The sequence below is a fragment of the Streptomyces sp. ME02-8801-2C genome (genome assembly GCF_033793965.1).
Classification (GTDB): domain Bacteria; phylum Actinomycetota; class Actinomycetes; order Streptomycetales; family Streptomycetaceae; genus Streptomyces.
This window is the reverse complement of sequence record NZ_JARAXP010000004.1, coordinates 556,390-574,047: the sequence shown is the minus strand read 5'-3', so window position 1 is coordinate 574,047 and position 17,658 is coordinate 556,390. Positions and strand designations below refer to the sequence as shown.

The 17,658-nt window shown below is 70.6% G+C and carries 18 protein-coding genes; 11 read left to right on the top strand and 7 right to left on the bottom strand.

The features are described from left to right. Positions 1 to 80: 80 nt before the first annotated feature. Positions 81 to 1,013, bottom strand: coding sequence for a TIGR03619 family F420-dependent LLM class oxidoreductase (locus PV396_RS15795; RefSeq protein ID WP_319205004.1), 933 nt, complete (start codon positions 1,011 to 1,013; stop codon positions 81 to 83). Between the two features lie 301 nt (positions 1,014 to 1,314). On the opposite strand from PV396_RS15795, the gene PV396_RS15790 reads away from it, so the two are divergent. Next, the gene (locus PV396_RS15790; protein WP_319205002.1) at positions 1,315 to 2,082 is read left to right on the top strand and encodes an NPP1 family protein; all 768 of its coding nucleotides are present in this window, start codon (positions 1,315 to 1,317) and stop codon (positions 2,080 to 2,082) included. 475 nt (positions 2,083 to 2,557) lie between these two features. Here the strand turns inward: PV396_RS15790 and PV396_RS15785 are convergent, their stop codons facing one another. Continuing rightward, the gene (locus tag PV396_RS15785; RefSeq protein WP_319205000.1) at positions 2,558 to 3,604 is read right to left on the bottom strand and encodes a LacI family DNA-binding transcriptional regulator; all 1,047 of its coding nucleotides are present in this window, start codon (positions 3,602 to 3,604) and stop codon (positions 2,558 to 2,560) included. 244 nt (positions 3,605 to 3,848) lie between these two features. Between PV396_RS15785 and PV396_RS15780 the strand changes: the two genes are divergently transcribed. Together PV396_RS15780 and PV396_RS15775 are read left to right on the top strand one after the other, a co-directional pair. Continuing rightward, complete coding sequence (locus PV396_RS15780) at positions 3,849 to 4,961, top strand: glycoside hydrolase family 5 protein (RefSeq protein ID WP_319204998.1); 1,113 nt, start codon at positions 3,849 to 3,851, stop codon at positions 4,959 to 4,961. Between the two features lie 30 nt (positions 4,962 to 4,991). Beyond that, entirely contained in the window at positions 4,992 to 5,867 is an 876-nt protein-coding gene (locus PV396_RS15775; RefSeq protein ID WP_319204996.1) for an LLM class flavin-dependent oxidoreductase, read from the top strand. Positions 5,868 to 5,875: 8 nt separating this feature from the next. Here the strand turns inward: PV396_RS15775 and PV396_RS15770 are convergent, their stop codons facing one another. Beyond that, positions 5,876 to 6,928, bottom strand: a complete 1,053-nt coding sequence (locus tag PV396_RS15770; protein ID WP_319204994.1) for an expansin EXLX1 family cellulose-binding protein — start codon at positions 6,926 to 6,928, stop codon at positions 5,876 to 5,878. A 627-nt stretch (positions 6,929 to 7,555) separates the two neighbouring features. On the opposite strand from PV396_RS15770, the gene PV396_RS15765 reads away from it, so the two are divergent. The 6 genes from PV396_RS15765 (at position 7,556) to PV396_RS15740 (ending at position 11,993) form a co-directional block, all read left to right on the top strand. Beyond that, positions 7,556 to 8,080 (top strand): peptidoglycan-binding domain-containing protein, encoded by a 525-nt coding sequence (locus tag PV396_RS15765; RefSeq protein ID WP_319204992.1) that lies wholly within the window; start codon positions 7,556 to 7,558, stop codon positions 8,078 to 8,080. Continuing rightward, positions 8,077 to 8,697: a D-Ala-D-Ala carboxypeptidase family metallohydrolase gene (locus tag PV396_RS15760; protein WP_319204990.1), complete on the top strand. Its 621-nt coding sequence runs from the start codon at positions 8,077 to 8,079 to the stop codon at positions 8,695 to 8,697. Before PV396_RS15765 ends, PV396_RS15760 begins: the two co-directional genes overlap by 4 nt. A gap of 175 nt (positions 8,698 to 8,872) precedes the next feature. Continuing rightward, positions 8,873 to 9,406, top strand: a complete 534-nt coding sequence (locus tag PV396_RS15755; protein WP_319204988.1) for a 2,4'-dihydroxyacetophenone dioxygenase family protein — start codon at positions 8,873 to 8,875, stop codon at positions 9,404 to 9,406. Between the two features lie 11 nt (positions 9,407 to 9,417). After that, the gene (locus PV396_RS15750; RefSeq protein WP_319204985.1) at positions 9,418 to 10,512 is read left to right on the top strand and encodes an alcohol dehydrogenase catalytic domain-containing protein; all 1,095 of its coding nucleotides are present in this window, start codon (positions 9,418 to 9,420) and stop codon (positions 10,510 to 10,512) included. 38 nt (positions 10,513 to 10,550) lie between these two features. Further along, the gene (locus tag PV396_RS15745; protein ID WP_319204983.1) at positions 10,551 to 11,516 is read left to right on the top strand and encodes a helix-turn-helix domain-containing protein; all 966 of its coding nucleotides are present in this window, start codon (positions 10,551 to 10,553) and stop codon (positions 11,514 to 11,516) included. A gap of 39 nt (positions 11,517 to 11,555) precedes the next feature. Next, positions 11,556 to 11,993, top strand: a complete 438-nt coding sequence (locus PV396_RS15740) for an Lrp/AsnC family transcriptional regulator (protein WP_319204981.1) — start codon at positions 11,556 to 11,558, stop codon at positions 11,991 to 11,993. Positions 11,994 to 12,003: 10 nt separating this feature from the next. On the opposite strand, the gene PV396_RS15735 is transcribed toward PV396_RS15740, so the two are convergent. Together PV396_RS15735 and PV396_RS15730 are read right to left on the bottom strand one after the other, a co-directional pair. Next, positions 12,004 to 12,795, bottom strand: coding sequence for an AfsR/SARP family transcriptional regulator (locus PV396_RS15735; RefSeq protein ID WP_319204979.1), 792 nt, complete (start codon positions 12,793 to 12,795; stop codon positions 12,004 to 12,006). Between the two features lie 214 nt (positions 12,796 to 13,009). After that, entirely contained in the window at positions 13,010 to 13,651 is a 642-nt protein-coding gene (locus PV396_RS15730; RefSeq protein WP_319204977.1) for a superoxide dismutase, read from the bottom strand. A gap of 176 nt (positions 13,652 to 13,827) precedes the next feature. Here PV396_RS15730 and PV396_RS15725 point away from each other — a divergent pair, with 176 nt between their 5' ends. Then, positions 13,828 to 14,454 (top strand): precorrin-8X methylmutase, encoded by a 627-nt coding sequence (locus PV396_RS15725; protein WP_319204975.1) that lies wholly within the window; start codon positions 13,828 to 13,830, stop codon positions 14,452 to 14,454. Positions 14,455 to 14,508: 54 nt separating this feature from the next. On the opposite strand, the gene PV396_RS15720 is transcribed toward PV396_RS15725, so the two are convergent. Next, positions 14,509 to 15,591, bottom strand: coding sequence for a HoxN/HupN/NixA family nickel/cobalt transporter (locus tag PV396_RS15720; RefSeq protein ID WP_319204973.1), 1,083 nt, complete (start codon positions 15,589 to 15,591; stop codon positions 14,509 to 14,511). A 109-nt stretch (positions 15,592 to 15,700) separates the two neighbouring features. Next, positions 15,701 to 16,474: a cobalt-precorrin-6A reductase gene (locus tag PV396_RS15715; RefSeq protein ID WP_319204971.1), complete on the bottom strand. Its 774-nt coding sequence runs from the start codon at positions 16,472 to 16,474 to the stop codon at positions 15,701 to 15,703. Between the two features lie 22 nt (positions 16,475 to 16,496). On the opposite strand from PV396_RS15715, the gene PV396_RS15710 reads away from it, so the two are divergent. Further along, entirely contained in the window at positions 16,497 to 17,639 is a 1,143-nt protein-coding gene (locus PV396_RS15710; protein ID WP_319204969.1) for a cobalt-precorrin-5B (C(1))-methyltransferase, read from the top strand. Positions 17,640 to 17,658: the final 19 nt, after the last annotated feature.

Here is a 17,658-nt window from a genome sequence, read left to right as displayed (position 1 = left end):
CTGGTGTCGTTCGGCACCGAATTGTACGGAGGGTGCGGCAGGTACCCCTTCACCCTTCGGAGGCGCGGGGCCCCGTCAGGTCAGGCGGACACCCGCCGCATGACGTCCCGGCAGAACCCGCCGACGCCCGCCGGGTCGTCGATGAACTGGGAGGGTTTCACGCAGAACGTCGTGAACCCCGCCTCCATCTGCTCCGGGATCGTGGCCAGCGCCGCCCCGAGGTCGGCGCAGGACCGGTCGTCGGGGAACACCGCCCGCGTTCCGCCGATCATCTCCAGTTCGGAGAGGTCCCGGCCCGCCTCCTTCATCGCCTCGCCGAGCACCCGCATCTCCTCGGCGGTCGGCCGCCCCAGCGGATTGAAGGCATGCCCGTACCGCACCAGCCGTCGCACCATCGCGGGATGCATTCCGGCCCCGCCGAAACACAGGCGGGGGCCGTCCGCCCGGTACGCCTTGGGCTCGAAGTACACGTCCTCGAACCGGTAGTGCTCGCCCTCGTGGGACACCGGCGACGGCCCCCACAACTTGGCCCAGACCTCGAGGTGTTCGTCCAGCAGCCGGCCGCGTCGGGTGAAGGGCACCCCGAGCGCGTCGTACTCGTCCCGGCTCCAGCTGACGTTGGGCAGGACCATCAGCCGCCCCTCGCTGAGCAGGTCGAGCGTGCCCAACTCCCTTGCCAGCAGCAGGGGATGACGCAGCGGAGCGATCACCGCCGAGGCGGCCAGCCGGACCCGCTCGGTCACCGAGGCGATCGCGGCGAGCAGGATCAGGGAGTTGGGCCAGGGCATGTACGGGTCCTGGTTGCCCGGCAGGGCCCAGTCGCGCGGGTTGCCCATGACGCCGTTCACGCCCGCGTCGGGGCCGAGCACGATGTGCTCGCTGAGCATCACCGAGTCGAATCCGGCGTCCTCGGCCTCCCGGGCCCAGCGCACCAGCAGCGGCAGGTCCACGCGCCCGCCGGTCATGGTCCAGTTCTCACTGAGGACCAGTTGCATACGAGGAGTCGCGGTCATGGTCGTACGCACTCCGTTCTTTTTGTTTGACACCAAACGATAAACGGATCGACGGCGAACGACAAGGGGTCCCGCCGGCACCGGCCGACCCGTCGAACGACTCCGACCTCAACTCCCCCACGCGCACTGTTGGTTGAGTTTTCATCACAGTGACACCCGCCGACGATCGAACCGTCGGGCCGCGGGGCAACGTTGATCCGAGCACGCCAAACCGGACCGTCGCCTTCCGCACGCCCTCATCTCTCCACCCCCCACGCGCACTTCCCCCTTCACCTCACCCCCATGGTCAACAGGAGCCGCAGTGAAGATCACCTCGCGTGTCCGCAGAGCCTCCCTGGTTCTCGGCAGCGCCGTCGCGCTGGTCGTCGCCGTTCCCGGCAGCGCCTTCGCCGCCCCGCCGACCGCGCTGCCCGCCAACGCGGACGACCTCGAGAAGACCTGGCAGCCGGCCTACGACTACGACACCGACGGCTGCTACCCCACTCCGGCCATCGGCCCCGACGGGACCGTCAACGGCGGTCTCAACCCGTCCGGTTCGCTCAGCGGGGAGTGCCACGACACCTCGGACCTCGACAACACCAACGGCTACTCGCGCGAGAAGTGCAACAACGGCTGGTGCGCGATCATGTACGGCCTCTACTTCGAGAAGGACCAGGCCGTCGCGGGCAGCAGCATCGGCGGCCACCGGCACGACTGGGAGCATGTCGTGGTGTGGGTGCAGAACGGCCAGGCGAAGTACGTGTCGACGTCCAACCACGGCGAGTTCACCGTCCACGCGGCCGCCGACGTCCGCTGGGACGGCAACCACCCCAAGATCGTCTACCACAAGGACGGCGTGGCCACGCACGACTTCCGCCTCGCGAACGCGAACGACGAGCCGCCGGAGAACGCCTACGGCACCTGGCGGTACCCGGCTCTGGTCGGCTGGAACGGCTACCCGGCGGGGCTGCGCGACAAGTTGAGCGCGTACGACTTCGGCAGCGCCAACTTCGGCCTCAAGGACGCCAACTTCGCCGCCCACCTCACCAAGGCGCTGCCGTCGGGCATCACGTTCGACCCGAACGCCTGACCGCCCGGGCGGACGCGTGCGGTGACCGTCCCGGGTCCGAGCAGCCAAGGCTCGCAAGGTCTCGCGGGCGGTGACCGTCCCGGGCCCCGGCAGCCGACGCGCTCCGCGTCACGTCCGGGCCCGCGCCACAGCCGACGCCGACGGAACACGTCCTGGCGAGCAGACGCCAACGCCCAGCGCGCCACATCCCGGGCCCGACACAGCCAACGCCCGCAAGGTCGGGTCACATCCGGACCACCGCCCAAGCCCCCCAAGTCACCTCCGGGTCCCCGCCGCCGGCCGCCCAGGCCCGCAAGATCACCTCCGGGTGCCGCCAACGCCCACAAGACCGCCTCACACCCCCGCCACCACCCAGACCCGCAAAGCCACCCCCAGGCCCCAGCCACCAGCCCACAAGGCCGGCTCACACCCCGGCCACCACCCAAACCCGCAAAGCCACCCCCAGGCCCCAGCCGCCGACGCCCGGACGGTCGGGTCACATCCGGGTCGGGCAGCCGCACGACGCCCGGATCACCAGGCGGGACGGGAAGCGCCGGGTGCGGTTCCCGTCCGGCGCCGGTCCGCCCGGGGCGGCCCCGCCGGGTTGCCCGTCGAGCGCGAGGTCGACGGCCGTACGGGCCATGGCCTCGCGGTCGGAGGCGACCGTCGTCAGCGGCGGGTCGGTCATCGCCGCCTCCTTGACGTCGTCGAAGCCCGCCACCGCGAGTTCGCCCGGTACGTCGACGCCCAGTTCACGGGCTGCCCGCAGCAGTCCGATGGCCTGGTCGTCGGTCGAGCAGAAGACGGCGGCGGGACGGTCGGGGGCGGCGAGCATGCGCAGGGCAGCCTCGTAGGAGTCGTAGCGGTTGTACGGGGCGTGGAAGAGGAGCCCCTCGGTCGAGCGGCCGGCGTCCGCCATCGCCTTGCGCCAGCCCTCGACGTGGTCGGCGACGGGATCGCCGGCCAGGAGAGCCGACTCCGGTCCGCCGACACAGGCCACGGCGGTGTGGCCGTGCTGGAGGAGATGCCGGGTGGCGAGCCACGCGCCCTCGATGTCGTCCGTGACCACGGCGAACTTCCGTGGGGAAGCTGACCGTTCGTGCATCAGCACCACCCGGGTGTCCGTGGCGTCGAGTTCGGCGGCGATCCGGTCGCCGAGCCCCAGACTGACCAGGATCAGCGCCGATACCCGCATCCCCAAAAAGGCGTGCAGGTAATGGATTTCGCGCTCCTCCTGGTAATCGGAGTTGCCGACGAGCACCATTTTTCCGCGGTCGGCGGCGGCACGTTCCAACGCGTGGGTGATTTCCCCGAAGAACGGCTGCCGGGCGTCCGGAACGATCAGCCCCAGCAGATCCGTACGGCGGCCGGCCATGGCCTGGGCCACCCGGTCGGGCCGGTATCCGAGTTCGCTGACGGCTTCGAGAACGCGCCTGCGTTTCTCCGCGGAAACAGGCCGGGGGCCGTTGTTGACGACGTAACTGACAACCGCGCTGGAAGTTCCGGCACGCCTGGCGACGTCGTCCCGTGTCACCTTTGTCACCGGGGGAGTCTACGGGCGTCAACTCGCCCTCCGGGAAGGGATGTTGGCTTTCGGCCAGGCCGGACGTCCGTGTCCTGTACGCCGGCGCCGTTCCGGGGACCGCGACCGCGTTCGGCCCGTCGTCGCTCGTTCCGTCCGGCGGACGTGTTACGCGTCGGAAACCTTGACGATCTCTATGGCGGCTGCAACGATTCCGGCGCCGCGATGTTTACGTAAACATCGCCCCCCTCGGACCCCGTCCGGCATGCGAAAGGGCAAGTTGATGCGCAACGTCCTCGGCGGCACCCGCCCCTCCTCCCGGCTGCGCGCCGCCCTCGTGGCGCTCGCGATCGCCGCGACCAGCGGTACGGCGGTCGCCGCCAGCCCCGCCTCCGCCTCCACCCCCGCCCCGGCCCTCGCCCCCACCGCCCACAGCGGGCTGGCAAAGGACACGACCCAGTTCAAGGGGGTCAACTGGGCGGACCCGCGCGACAACTTCGCCGACGACCTGCTTCAGCTGTCGGGTCTGTCGACCTCCGACAACTACCGGCAGACCTACGCCAAGGCGAGCCGGATCATCTCGGCGTTCCGCGCGAACCTCGGCGCCAACACCGTACGGCTGCCGATCAACCCGTACACGGTCAACGGCGCCTACTGGAAGTCGTACCGCGGGGTCATCGACGCGGCGTCCGACAAGGGCTTCAAGGTGATCGTCTCCTACTGGGAGGGCACCGGCGCCCAGAAGGACGGCTTCATCGACGACCAGGCCACCTACTGGCCCATGTGGGACAGGGTCGTCAAGGCCTACAAGAACGACCGGCACGTCTACTTCGAGCCGATGAACGAGCCGCACGGCTACACCGACACCGAGTGGGCCGACATCGCGGCGAAGTGGCTCGCGACGTACAAGTCCGTGGCGCGGGGCCAGGTGTTCGTCAGCGGCGCCGGCTACAACGACCACGTCACGTCCGTCTGCGCCGACCCGCGGCTGAAGGGCACCTACCTGTCGCTGCACCACTACGGCTTCTGGAAGGACTACGCGACCTACGACCAGTGGGTGGCCGACCTGAAGGTGCGCATCGGCGACTGCGCGAGCCGGACCGTCGCGGACGAGTTCGGAGCGTTCATGACCACGGGCCTCGACTACAACAAGAAGACGCCCGACAACAACTTCATCAACTTCATGCAGGCCGTCACCGACACCTTCCGCGAGCTGAAGATGGGCTCCGTGTACTGGCCCGGGCTGCGCACCGACGACATGTACTCGATCCAGAAGCTGACGGGCACCCCCGACCGCCCCTGGCTGGCCACCACCAACCAGTCCGGCGCCGACCGTCTCGCCTGGGGCTGGGGCCGCGGCAAGCCCGTCAAGGGCTGAGCCACCGCCGGCTCGCGTAGGTTCATGACCATGACGAACCTACGGATCGGTGTGATGTATGACCGCGACTGGGCCCCGGAAGGGCTGCCCGGATTCGCACGGCAGGCCGAGGCCCTCGGCGTCGACGACCTGTGGGTGGTCGAGGACCTCGGCTGGAACGGCGGTGTGTCGGCGGCGGCCGTGGCGCTGGGCGCGACGGAACGGCTGCGGGTGGGCATCGGGATCGCCCCGGCTCCCCTGCGCAGCCCGGCACTGCTGGCGATGGAACTGGCCACGCTGGCCCGGGTGTTCCCGGGCCGGCTCGTGGCCGGGATCGGGCACGGGGTGCGCGACTGGATGGTCTCGGTCGGTGTCGCGCCCCGTTCCCCGCTTGCCCTCCTCGAGGAGACGATCACCTCCGTACGCGCCCTGCTGCGTGGGGAGCGGGTCGACCTCGAGGGGCGCGAAGTACGCCTGGACGGCGTCCAGTTGGTGCATCCGCCCACAGAAGTGCCGCCGGTGGTCGCCGGTGTGGTGCGCGCCCGCTCGCTGGAGCTGTCCGGCCGGGTCGCGGACGGCACCCTGATCGCCGAGGGACACGGTCCGCGCGACCTGGAGAACACCCGGGTGCTGACCGCGAAGGGCGGCGCGGGACCCGAACACACCCTGACGGTGTTCGCCTTCGCCTGCGTGGGCGACGACGCCGGCGAGGTCGCACGGACCCTGCACCCGCACACCGAGGGGCACGGCGAGTGGCTGGGCCGCCCGCAGGAGGACGTGTTCACCGTGTCCGGCAGTGCCCCGGAGGCCGCCGAGGACATCGGCGCCCTGTCGGCGGCCGGCGCGGACACGGTCGTACTCCGGATCGTGGGCGCCGAGCCGCTGCGTCAACTCGAGGCCGTGATGGGGGCCTTGGGGCGTCGCTGATCGGTGGGTCAGTGTGCGGCGAACTGGACGCGGGTGGGCTGTGCGACGTCCGGCCGTACCGCGATCCCGTCGATGGTCAGCTGCTCCCCGTAGATGTCGCTGATCCGGATCGCGCCGCCGCACCCGCTGCCCTGCTCGGAGAGGAAGTAGTTGTAGCTGGTGCGTGCCAGGCGGACCCAGCCGCTGTCCGTACGGACTTCCAGGCGGGCCAGCGGGTTGCGGTGGCCGATCACCTGGATTCCGCACCAGTAGCGGGTGGACCCGGTCTTGTAGCGGATCGAGATCGGGTCCGCCGAGGCGGGGCTCAGCAGGCTCCAGGTGATCGGGATGCGACCGGTCACCGGGGCGGCGAGTTTGGCGAACGCCTGGGGACTGAGGTCGAGTTGGCCGGGGAGGCAGTCCCCCGGGCATTCGTTGGTGATCCGGACCGTGACGGTGGCCCCGCTCGCCGCGCGGACGAGGATGTACGCCCCGCACGCCATGGACGTCTCGTAGTCGGCGGTGTTCATCGCGGCGGTCATGACGTCGGAGGTCGGTCCGTACAGACAGGCGCCGTCGCCGTTTCCGGTGTCGTAGAAGGTGGCGACGCCCTGGTAGGTGGTGCCGGGCCGGATCCGCCCCGCCAAGGGCGCCGTGCCGGAGGCGGGCCGGGCGGCGGTGCCACTCCCGCCGCTGCTCCCGCCATTCCCGCCGCCCTCGCCGCCGCTCGCGGCCGTGGGCGTGGACTTGGGCGTCGGTCCGGTTGGCGGTTGCGTGGGCTTGCCCTTCGGCGCCGCCGCGACGGTCGGGGTGGCCGTCGGGGTCGGGGACGGGCTTGCCGAGGGCTTCGCCGGGGAAGGCGTCGGCTCCGGTGAAGTGCTCGGGGCTGTCGTCCGGGCACCGGCGGCGGACGTGGCCACTTCCTGCCCGTCGCCGGTCCGGTGGTCGGGCCGCAGGGCCATGACCAGGGATATGACGAGGGCGACGGCCGCCACGGAGGCAGCCACGAGAACGCCCCGCCGCTGACGGAGCGGGCGGCGGGGAGAACGACGCGGGGAACGGCGCGGGGAACGGGACGCCACGACAGAGGTCCTTACCTGGTCCGAAAACCATGTGCTCGACTGCTCGATACGAAACTCCGGTTGAGGCAGCTTCCGGCCCATAGTCTCCACGGCGCCCCGGAAGGTTGCCGGGGTTTCGCGGATTCCCCGGTTCAGGGCACCGGCCGGGCGGCCCGCGCATCCCGCGTTCATCCCATCGGCATGGCGTTTCCGCAGGTCAAAGGCTTCTTTCCGTCCCGGTATCCCAATTCGCGGCGAGGGGATCTCCCGCTGGACGCCCGCTGCCGGCATGGCCACCGGCCGGGGATCCCCGGTCACTCACCTGTGGCACATGAGGGGGAACACCGGATGGGACGAAGGACGCTTCTGCGGGGTCTGGCCCTCGCCGTGGCAGCGGCCCTGCCCATGTCGGGCCGGCGGCGGTGCGGTCGGCGCAGGCCGCGGTCACCGCGGTCGCGGTCTGCGGGCACACGAGCGCACAGCCCACACTGCAGCGGGGATCGACGGGTGACCCGGCGGTCGTCGAGGCGCAGTGCGAGCTCGATCTGGCGACGAAGCCGAGCCGGTACACGCCGATCGGGGCGAACGGTTCGTTCGGGCCGGCGACGGAGACGCGGGTCGCGGTGTGCCGGGCTGGGCGTCGACGGGGTGCTCGGCCCGCAGACCTGGGCCGCGCTGAACACCTGGGCCGCGGATCCGCACACCTGCGCGAACCAGGGCACGTCGAGCACGGCACAGTCGACCGTGTGCGGGCACACCGACACGCGCCCGACGCTGAAGAAGGGCGCGAAGGGCGCCGAGGTCAAGGAGGTCCAGTGCAGGCTGAACCTGGCCATGGAGCCGTTCCACTACCCGCCGTTGACGATCGACGGCGACTTCGGGGGCGGTACCGAGTCCCGGGTCATCGAGCTCCAGCACTGTGCCAACCTGAGCGCCGACGGCACGGTGGGCCCGAACACCTGGGCGAAGCTGGTGGACTGGTCCAGCCGTAACACGTACTGCACACCACCGCGCCCCGCCGGCTACCCGATCGACGGGCTCGACACGGCCAAGTACCAGCACCCGGGCGGCGCGCCGTGCTGCGCGGCTCGCTCGCCGCCGGCGCCGGTGTCGCGTTCGGTCAGCTGCTGTTCTCCGGTGTCGCACAGGCCTACTCGTGGCCACGCACCATGAACCAGGGTGACAGCGGCGCCGACGTGACCGAGCTGCAGATCAGGGTCGCGGGCTGGGCGGCCGACAGCGCCTCCCACAGCCGGGTGAGCATCGACGGCGACTTCGGACCCGGCACCGCCGCGGCCGTGCGGCGGTTCCAGGCGGCGTACGGTCTCACCGCCGACGGCAGCGCCGGGCCCAACACGCAGGCGAAACTCAACGCGCTGGAGCAGTCGGACGGTTCCACGCTCCACTTCAACTGGAGCGAGTTCGTGGACCAGTCGACCGGCAACTTCAACGGCGGCAAGCTGAGCGCGGCGGCCGTGAAGGAGAACGCCCGCCGCTGCATGTACAAGCTGGAGGCGCTGCGCAAGAAGCTGGGCGACAAGCCGATCACGGTCAACTCCGGGTTCCGCAGCATCGCCCACAACGCCGAGATCGGCGGAGCCACCGACAGCCAGCACCTGTACGGCACCGCGGCCGACCTCGACGTGCCCGGCGTGGCCACCAAGACCGTCTACCAGAAGGCGGAGACCTGCGGCTTCTCCGGGCTGGAGAAGTACACCGTCGACCACCAGCACGTCGACAGCAGGGCCGACCTCGGCAAGGACTGGTGGTGGGAGAGTGGCACGATCTGACGCCGCCACGTGGGAACCGAAGCCCGAGTCCCGGACTCGGGCTTTTCGGCTCCACGGAGAGGGCGGGGCCGGATGTCCCGAATCCGCAAGCGTCCAGGTCCGCCACAGGAAAGACGGCACCGGCGTCCACGGGGTTGACTCCGGGCATCCGCGACGCGACGAGAGAGGCCCCCGCATGCCCGACATGCCCGCCGGAGAGTTCTGGAAGGACCTCAGGCCGATCGAGAACTCCTTCCGACCCGACGCCCTCCCCGAGGTCTACCTCTCCAAGGTCGCCACGGACGACGACCGCTACTACGTGCCGTTCACCGAGACCGTCGGCTCGCGCCCGCTGTGGATCAACGTCAAGGACAACAGCTGGGCCGACATCCTGCGGGCCAAGGAGGCCGGGCTGGTCAACCGGCACTATCACCCGCACGAGGTGTTCGCGTACACGATCTCCGGCAAGTGGGGCTATCTGGAACGTCCTTGGACGGCGACCGCCGGCGACTTCGTCTACGAGGCCCCGGGCGAGGGCCACACGCTGGTCGCCTACGACAGCGACGAGCCGATGAAGGCGTTCTTCATCGTCAAGGGCCCGCTCGTCTGGCTGGACGAGAACGGCGAACCCGACGGCTTCTTCGACGTGCACGACTACATCAAGATGTGCCGCGAGCACTACGAGAAGGTCGGGCTCGGCGCCGACCACGTCAACTCCCTGTTCCGCTGAGGAGGAGCCGTATGAGGGCAGCGGTCTGGTACGGGGCGAAGGACCTGCGCGTCGAGGAGGTGCCGGCGGTGCCGCCCGGGCTCGGCGAGGTGACGATCGAGGTCGCCTACTGCGGGATCTGCGGCAGTGACCTGCACGAGTACGCCGACGGGCCGCACGCCATCCCGGTGGGCGCCCCGCACCCGGAGTCGGGCGTGGCCGCCCCGCTCGTCCTGGGGCACGAGTTCTGCGGCACCGTCACCGAGGTCGGGGGCGGGGTGGACGGTGTCGTGCCGGGTGACCGGGTGGCGGTGGAGCCGCACTACCGGTGCGGCAGCTGCCCGCGATGCCTCGCCGGGGAGTACAACATCTGCCGGCATTTCGGCTTCGCCGGGCTCATGGGACACGGCGGGCTGGCCGAGCGCGCCACCGTGCCCGCGTACATGCTGCACCGGCTGCCCGAGCGGGTCTCCCTGGAACAGGCGGCGGTGTTCGAACCGGCCGCGGTCGCCCTGCACGCCGTACGGCGGGCCCGGATCCGGGCCGGCGAGACCGTCGCCGTCCTCGGCCTGGGCCCGATCGGGCTGCTCGTGACCCAGCTCGCGGCCCGGTACGGCGCGGGCCGCGTCGTGGCCGCCGACCGTTCGGGGGCCCGCCGCGAGCTGGCGCTGCGGCTGGGCGCGGCCGACGCCGGCGCGGATCTCGCCGACGTGGTCGGCGGCGAGGGAGCGGACGTCGTGTTCGAGGCGGTCGGCTCGGAGGACACCCTGCGCGCCTGCCTGGCCGCCACCCGACGCGGCGGGCGTGTGATGTTCCTCGGCCTCACCGGCACGGTCCGCGTGGACGCCTTCGCCCTGGTGAACAACGAGCAGACGATCATGACCAGCGTGGGATACCGCGACGCCTATCCCGAGCTGATCCGCCTGGTGGCGGAGGAGGGCGTGGACCTGACGCGGATCGTCACGTCCACCATTGCCCTGGACGACGTCGTACGCGACGGGTTCGAGGCGCTGCTGCGGCGCGACGAGGAGCAGATCAAGGTGCTGGTACGCCCGGGAGCGGCACCCGGGACCGGCGAACAGGCGGGGGTGGACGGAGGCTGTCGAGCCGTACGACCCGTCACCTAAGCTGAGCGCCCCTGACGTGCGCGAACCCGGGAGGCCATGTGTCCGCCCCCTCCGTGATCTCCCGGGCCACCACCGAGCACATCGCACCCGCCGAGCGCATCCACTACTGGGAGGACTACAACCGCAGGGCGCTGGTGGGCCTGTCCTGCACGTCCTACTCCGAGCAGGGCCTGCTGGCCAGGCAGACCAACATCGAACTGGGTGAACTGCGCCTCGCCGACATCTCCGGCAACGCCCACGCCATCGAGCGCAGCCCGCAGACGGTCAGGTCGGCGCCCAAGGACTCGGTGTTCGCGACTCTTCTGCTCAAGGGCGAAGCGGTGTTCCTGCACGAGAACGGCTGCCTCTCGGCCACCGCGGGCGAGCTGTGCGTCTACGACACGCGACGGCCGTATCTCTTCGGGTTCTCCTCCTCGATGCGCCAGATCCTGGTGGACATGCCGCGCGACCTGTTCACCCAGGCGTGTGTGGGAGGCGAGCTGCCCGGGCCGATGCTGTTCGGACGGGGCACGGCGCGGGAGGGCGCGCTCGTGGCCGCGCTGGGTTCCCGGCTCACGGGGCTGACCGCCCCGCGCGGCGGGCCGCACGACCCGGGCGACGCCGAGGGAGCCGTGCTCGACCTGCTCAGGCAGCTCGCCGAGGAACGTACGGGAGGGAGGCCTGGGCCCGACGCCTACCGGTCGCAGCTCATCGTGGCCGAGGACTACATCGACCGTCACCTGCACGATCCGTGGCTCTCGGCCGCGCAGGTGGCCGGGGTGATGGGCATCTCCGTACGGCACCTCGGCCGGATCTTCGAATCGACCGGCAGGTCCCCGGTCCGGCACATCACGGAGCGGCGCCTGGTCGGGGCGCACCGGGAACTCACCGCTCCAGGGGCGCGGGAGACCAGGATCGCCGATGTCGCGCACCGGTGGGGGTTCTCGAGCCAGGCCCACTTCGCCCGTCTCTTCCGCACGAGGTTCGGCGTCACGCCGAGCGAGGCCCGCGCGGAGGGTTCCTGAAAATTGCCTGTCCGCACGACCGCATGCAATCTTCTCTCTGTGGACGCGATCGATCTGGCAATCATTGCCGAGCTTGAGCAGGACGGACGGCTGACCAACGTCGAACTGGCGCAGCGGGTCGGGCTGACGACCGGGCCGTGTCTGCGGCGCGTTCAGCGACTGGAGGCCGACGGGGTCATCCGCGGTTACCGGGCCGTCATCGACCCCGCCTCCGTGGGCCGTTCCTTCGAGGTGCTCATCGATCTCGGTCTCGAGGCGCAGGACGCGGACACCGTCGAGCTTTTCGAGCAGACCCTCGCGCAGGCCGAGGAGGTCGTCGAACTGCGGCGGATGTTCGGGAACCCGGACTACTTCGTGCGGGTGGCCGTCGCCGACCTGGCCGCCTACGAGGCCTTCCTCAGCCGGCGGGTCATGACCATCCCGCGGATCAAGAACGTGACCTCCCACTTCACGATGAAGACCGTGAAACCGGCGTGAACGCCCGCCGTCATGTCCCCCTCCCCCTGCGCGGCAGCATCCCCGCGAACCGTGCCGAGGGTTCCAGGCCCAGTTCCTCGTTGATCAGCATCCGGAACGTCTCGTAGCGCCGGACGACCTCGACCATGTTGTTCTCGGCCAGATGGACGGCGGCCACCGCGCGATGCGCGCTCTCGCGCAGCGGCTCCACGGTGACGCACATCAGCGCCGCCTCCAGGGCGAGCGCGTACCGCCCGTGCTCGGTCAGGAGGGCGCTCAGCGACTCCAGCGCGTGCAGACGGAGCTGACGCAGTCGCTCCCGCTCGAACAGGACCCATTCCTCGTCCCATCCGCACAGCAGTTCCCCGCCGTCGAGGACGACGGGCAGCGGCAGATCGTCGCCGGGAGCGTGATCGGAGTTCGCGAGGCCCAGGGCGGCCCGGTTGAAGGCGTCGACGTCGACGATCACCCCGTCCGCCAGACAGAGGGTGTCCCCGTGGGTCCCGACGATCGGCTGCCTCCCCCGGCGGAGCCGCCACAGTGCCGTACGCAGGCTGCCGTGCGCGTGTTCCTCCGTGACGTCGGGCCACAGGGCGCCCGCGACGACGGTTCGGGGGGCGCGCTTGTGCAGGCCGAGGAAGGCCAGCAGCCGCTGTGCGTTCGCCGGGACGGTGACGGTTCCGTCAGCGCCCTCCAACTGGAAGGTGCCGAGCAGACGTAACCGGGAATGGGCGCGCCCCGGCCCCGTCCCCGCTCCGGTCCCCGCCCCTGTCCTCGTTGCGCCGTTCGTCCGGGCAGCCGTGGTCGCCTCGTGCTGAGCCATCGTCGTGCACCATTCCCCCCGTGCGACGACCGCCCTGGACGGCGGTCCCCCTGCGCCGGACGCTCGGACCTGGCCGGCGGACAGCCAGAGTGGAGCCGGTGGGAGCCGCCTGTCACGTGCCGTTCCGCTCAGCGGACCGGGATGCCTCCACGGCAGCCCTACGACAGAAGGGCTCCCGCGAGTCATGCCCTCGCGGGAGCCCTCGGTGGTCGGGTCAGGGAGCCAGCAGCAGGCTGTCGCCGCGCTCCTTGGCGGCGGCGTAACGCCGGGCCACGTCCTGCCAGTTGACGACGGCCCACATGGCGTCGATGAAGTCGACCTTCTGGTTCTTGTACTGGAGGTAGAAGGCGTGCTCCCAGGCGTCGAAGACCAGGATCGGGGTCGAGCCCTGACCGACGTTGCCCTGATGGTCGTAGACCTGTTCGACGATCAGCCGCCCGCTGAGCGGCTCGTAGGCGAGGACGCCCCAGCCCGAACCCTGCGTCGTCGCGGACGCCTTGGTCAGCTGCGCCTTGAAGCCGGCGAACGAGCCGAACGACTCGGCGATCGCGTCCGCGAGCTCACCGACACCGTCCTTCTCCAGGGGCTCGCCGCCGCCGTCGCCGGTCATGTTGTGCCAGTAGATGGAGTGCAGGATGTGGCCGGAGAGGTGAAAGGCAAGGTTCTTCTCCAGGCCGTTGATGGAGCCCCACTGCTCCTTGTCGCGTGCCTCCGCGAGCTGCTCCAGGGTGTCGTTGGCGCCCTTGACGTACGCCGCGTGGTGCTTGTCGTGGTGCAGCTCGACGATCTGCGGGTTGATGACCGGTTCGAGCGCCGCGTAGTCGTACGGAAGTTCCGGGAGCGTGTAAACCGCCATGTCCAACGTCCTCCGTTGTTATTGCAAGCAGTGTTATTGCAAGCAGTATGCAGTTGCACGCTAGCAGCAAGAGAAACCTCCTCACACAGCCGGAGGGGTGTTGAGGCGGTGGGTATGCTCGCCGCCGTGTCCCGCCGACCTGGCGGCGGCCCGCACTTCCGACCAGAAGGAGCACGGTGTTCGAGTACGAGAAGGACGGCGCGGCCATCTACCGCCAGTCCTTTGCCACCATCCGCGCCGAGGCCGATCTCGCGGGTCTGCCCGCCGACGTCAGCCAGGTCGCGGTGCGGATGATCCACGCCTGCGGGATGGTCGACCTCGTACGGGACCTGGCCTACACGCCCGCCGTGGTGTCCCGCGCCCGCGAGGCGCTGCGCGCGGGAGCGCCGATCCTCACCGACGTGAGCATGGTCGCCAGCGGTGTGACCCGGAAGCGGCTGCCCGCCGGCAACGACGTGCTCTGCACGCTCTCCGACCCGTCCGTCCCGGACCTGGCGGCGAAGCTGGGCACCACGCGCAGCGCCGCCGCGCTGGAGCTGTGGCGGGACCGTCTCGAGGGCGCGGTGGTGGCGGTCGGCAACGCGCCCACGGCCCTCTTCCGCCTCCTGGAGATGATCGAGGAGGGGGCACCCCGCCCGGCGGCCGTCATCGGCGTCCCGGTCGGCTTCGTAGGCGCCGCGGAGTCCAAGGAGGCCTTGGCCGCACACCCCTCCGGGCTCGAGTACCTGGTCGTACACGGCCGCCGCGGGGGCAGCGCCATCGCCGCCGCCGCGGTCAACGCGATCGCGAGCGAGGTGGAGTAGTAGAGGAGGGGTAGCGGGCGGTCGCCTGCCGAGGAGGACTGTGCGTGGGCTGTCCTAGTCGGCGCCCTGCTCGGCGGGGACGGGACGGGCGAGGCCCGCTGTCCATTTCTCCTCGATTCGGCCGAACCTCCACACCAGCAGGGCAACGGCCCAGGTGGCGAAGAACAGGCCGACGATGACATAGCCGATGATGTTGAGGTCGAGGCCCGAGACCCAGTCCCAGAACGCGCCGTGCAGGTCCGCCTTCTCCGCGACCAGGCCCAGTAGTTCGACCGTACCGATGATGAGCGCGACGGCGACGGACAGGCCCGTGATGGTGAGGTTGTAGTAGACCTTGCGCACCGGCTTGGAGAACGCCCAGCCGTAGGCGAAGTTCATGAACGAACCGTCGATGGTGTCCAGCAGCGACATGCCGGCGGCGAACAGGACCGGCAGGCACAGGATCGCGTACCAGGGCAGCCCGGAGGCCGCGCCCGAGCCGGCCAGGACGAGGAGCGCGACCTCCGTGGCCGTGTCGAACCCGAGGCCGAACAGGACGCCCAGCGGATACATCTGCCACGGCTTGGTGATCGACTTCATCAGGCGGCCGAGGAGGCGGTTCATGAAGCCCCGTTTGTCGAGCTGTTCCTCCAGGGCGGCCTCGTCGAAGTGGCCCGAGCGCATCTGCCGGAAGACCTTCCAGATCCCGGCCAGGATCACGAGGTTGATGCCGGCGATGAGATAGAGGAACGTCCCGGAGACGGTCGTACCGACCCAGCCGGTGATGCTGTGCAGGGTCGAGTCGTCGTTCTGGACCGGGCCCGCCAGCGCCTTGACGCCCAGGGAGAGCAGGAAGGTGAGCCCGAAGACTACGGAGGAGTGGCCGAGGGAGAACCAGAAGCCGACGGACAGGGGCCGCTGGTCCTCGTTCATCAGCTTGCGGGTCGTGTTGTCGATGGCGGCTATGTGGTCGGCATCGAAGGCGTGCCGCATGCCCAGGGTGTAGGCGGTGACGCCGATGCCGATACCGAAGGTCTTGGTGCCCAGGCTGTAGTGCTCGGGCTCGACGATCGCGACGAGGACGAACCAGCCGATGACGTGCAGCACCAGGATGAACGCGGCCATCCCGCCGAGGCTCGCCCACTCATTGCGGGTCATCGACGTACGGATGCGGTGCCATCTCGAATGATTGTTCTCAGCCACCCGCCCAGCTTGCTGCACATTATTTGCAGGTAGTAGCCAGACGCAGCAAAACTGGGGTCAGGATTCAGCCAGCGTCAGGAAAAGTGGGCAGGTGGGGGCGCCGGACCTGCTCCTCGATCCAGTCGGCGGCCTCATCGGGCCCCGCCGCCACCGGTACCCCCTCGGGCACCGGCGGTCGGCGCACCACTACCACGGGCAGCCCGGCCTCGCGGGCCGCGGTCAGTTTCGGGGCGGTGGCCGCTCCTCCGCTGTCCTTCGTCACGACGACGTCGACACGGTGGCGCAGCAGCAGCTCCCGCTCCCCTTCGAGCGTGAAGGGCCCACGGTCGAGCAGGACCTCCATGCGGGCCGGAGCCGGTCCCTCCGCCGCGTCCACGGCCCGTACGAGGAACCACAGGTCGTCGAGGGCGGCGAAGGCCTCCAGGCCCGTCCGGCCGGTGGTGAGGAACACCCGGCGGCCGAGCGAGGGCAGCAGCTCGGCGGCCTCCGCGAGCGAACCGGCGTCGTGCCAGAGGTCCCCCTCGACCGGGGCCCAGCCCGGCCGCCGCAGCGCGAGCAGGGGCACGTGGGCGGTGGTCGCGGCCCGCGCCGCGTGGAAACTGATCGTCGCGGCGAAGGGGTGGGTGGCGTCGACGAGCACGTCCACGGCGTGCTCGCGCAGCCAGGCGGCCAGCCCCTCGGCGCCGCCGAAACCGCCGACGCGTACGGCGCCCAGGGGCAGCCGGGGACTGGCCACCCGCCCGGCCAGGGAGCTCGTCACTCGCAGGCCGGAGGTACCGTGCAGCAGTTCGGCCAGGCGCCGGGCTTCCGTCGTTCCGCCCAGTATCAGTACGTGCATCGCTTGGAGATCCGATCCGTTCATGAGCAGCGAAACGCAGGGCACCCCAGAGGCCGGGGCCGAGGGCGGTCGCGGCGCCCAACTCAAGCACACCGGCCTGCGGCCCGGCTGGACCACCGGCGCCTGCGCGACCGCGGCCACCACCGCCGCGTACACCGCCCTGCTGTCCGGGGAGTTCCCCGACCCGGTGACCATCACGCTGCCCAAGGGACAGACGCCGTCCTTCGCGCTCGCGGCCGAGGAGCTGACCGGCGCATACGCGATGACGGGGATCGTGAAGGACGCCGGCGACGACCCGGACGTCACGCACGGCGCGCTGGTACGGGCCACGGTACGGAGGCTGCCCGCCGGATCCGGGGTGGTCTTCAGGGCGGGGCCCGGTGTCGGCACGGTCACCCGCCCCGGCCTGCCCCTGCCGGTCGGTGAACCGGCCGTCAATCCCGTCCCCCGCCGGATGATGCGCGAGCACGTGGCCCGGGTCGCCGAGCTGCACGGCGGCACCGGTGACGTCGAGATCACCCTCTCCGTCGACCACGGCGAGGAGATCGCCCGCTCGACCTGGAACCCCCGGCTCGGCATCCTCGGCGGGCTGTCCATCCTGGGCACGACGGGGATCGTCGTGCCGTACTCGTGCTCGGCGTGGATCGACTCGATCCGGCGGGGGGTGGACGTGGCCCGGGCGGCGGGTCGTACACATGTCGCCGGGTGCACCGGATCGACGTCGGAGAACACCGTCGTCGCCGAGTACGGGCTTCCGCTGGACGCCCTGCTCGACATGGGCGACTTCGCGGGCGCGGTCCTGAAATACGTCCGCCGCCACCCAGTCGACCGGCTGACGATCTGCGGCGGCTTCGCCAAGCTCTCCAAGCTCGCCGTCGGCCATCTCGACCTGCACTCGGCCCGCTCCCAGGTGGACAAGGGGTTCCTCGCCGAACTGGCCCGGCGCGGCGGCGCGGACGAGACACTGGCGGCCGGTGTCGCCGCCGCCAACACCGGTCTGGCCGCGCTCCAGCTCTGCGAGGCCGCCGGAGTACCCCTCGGCGACCTGGTCGCGACAGCCGCCCGCGACGAGGCACTGACCGTGCTGCGGGGCGCACCGGTCGCCGTCGACGTCATCTGCATCGACCGGGCGGGCCGGGTCGTGGGCCGCAGCGAGGTCCGGTAGGCCCCCGCCGCCCCACCCC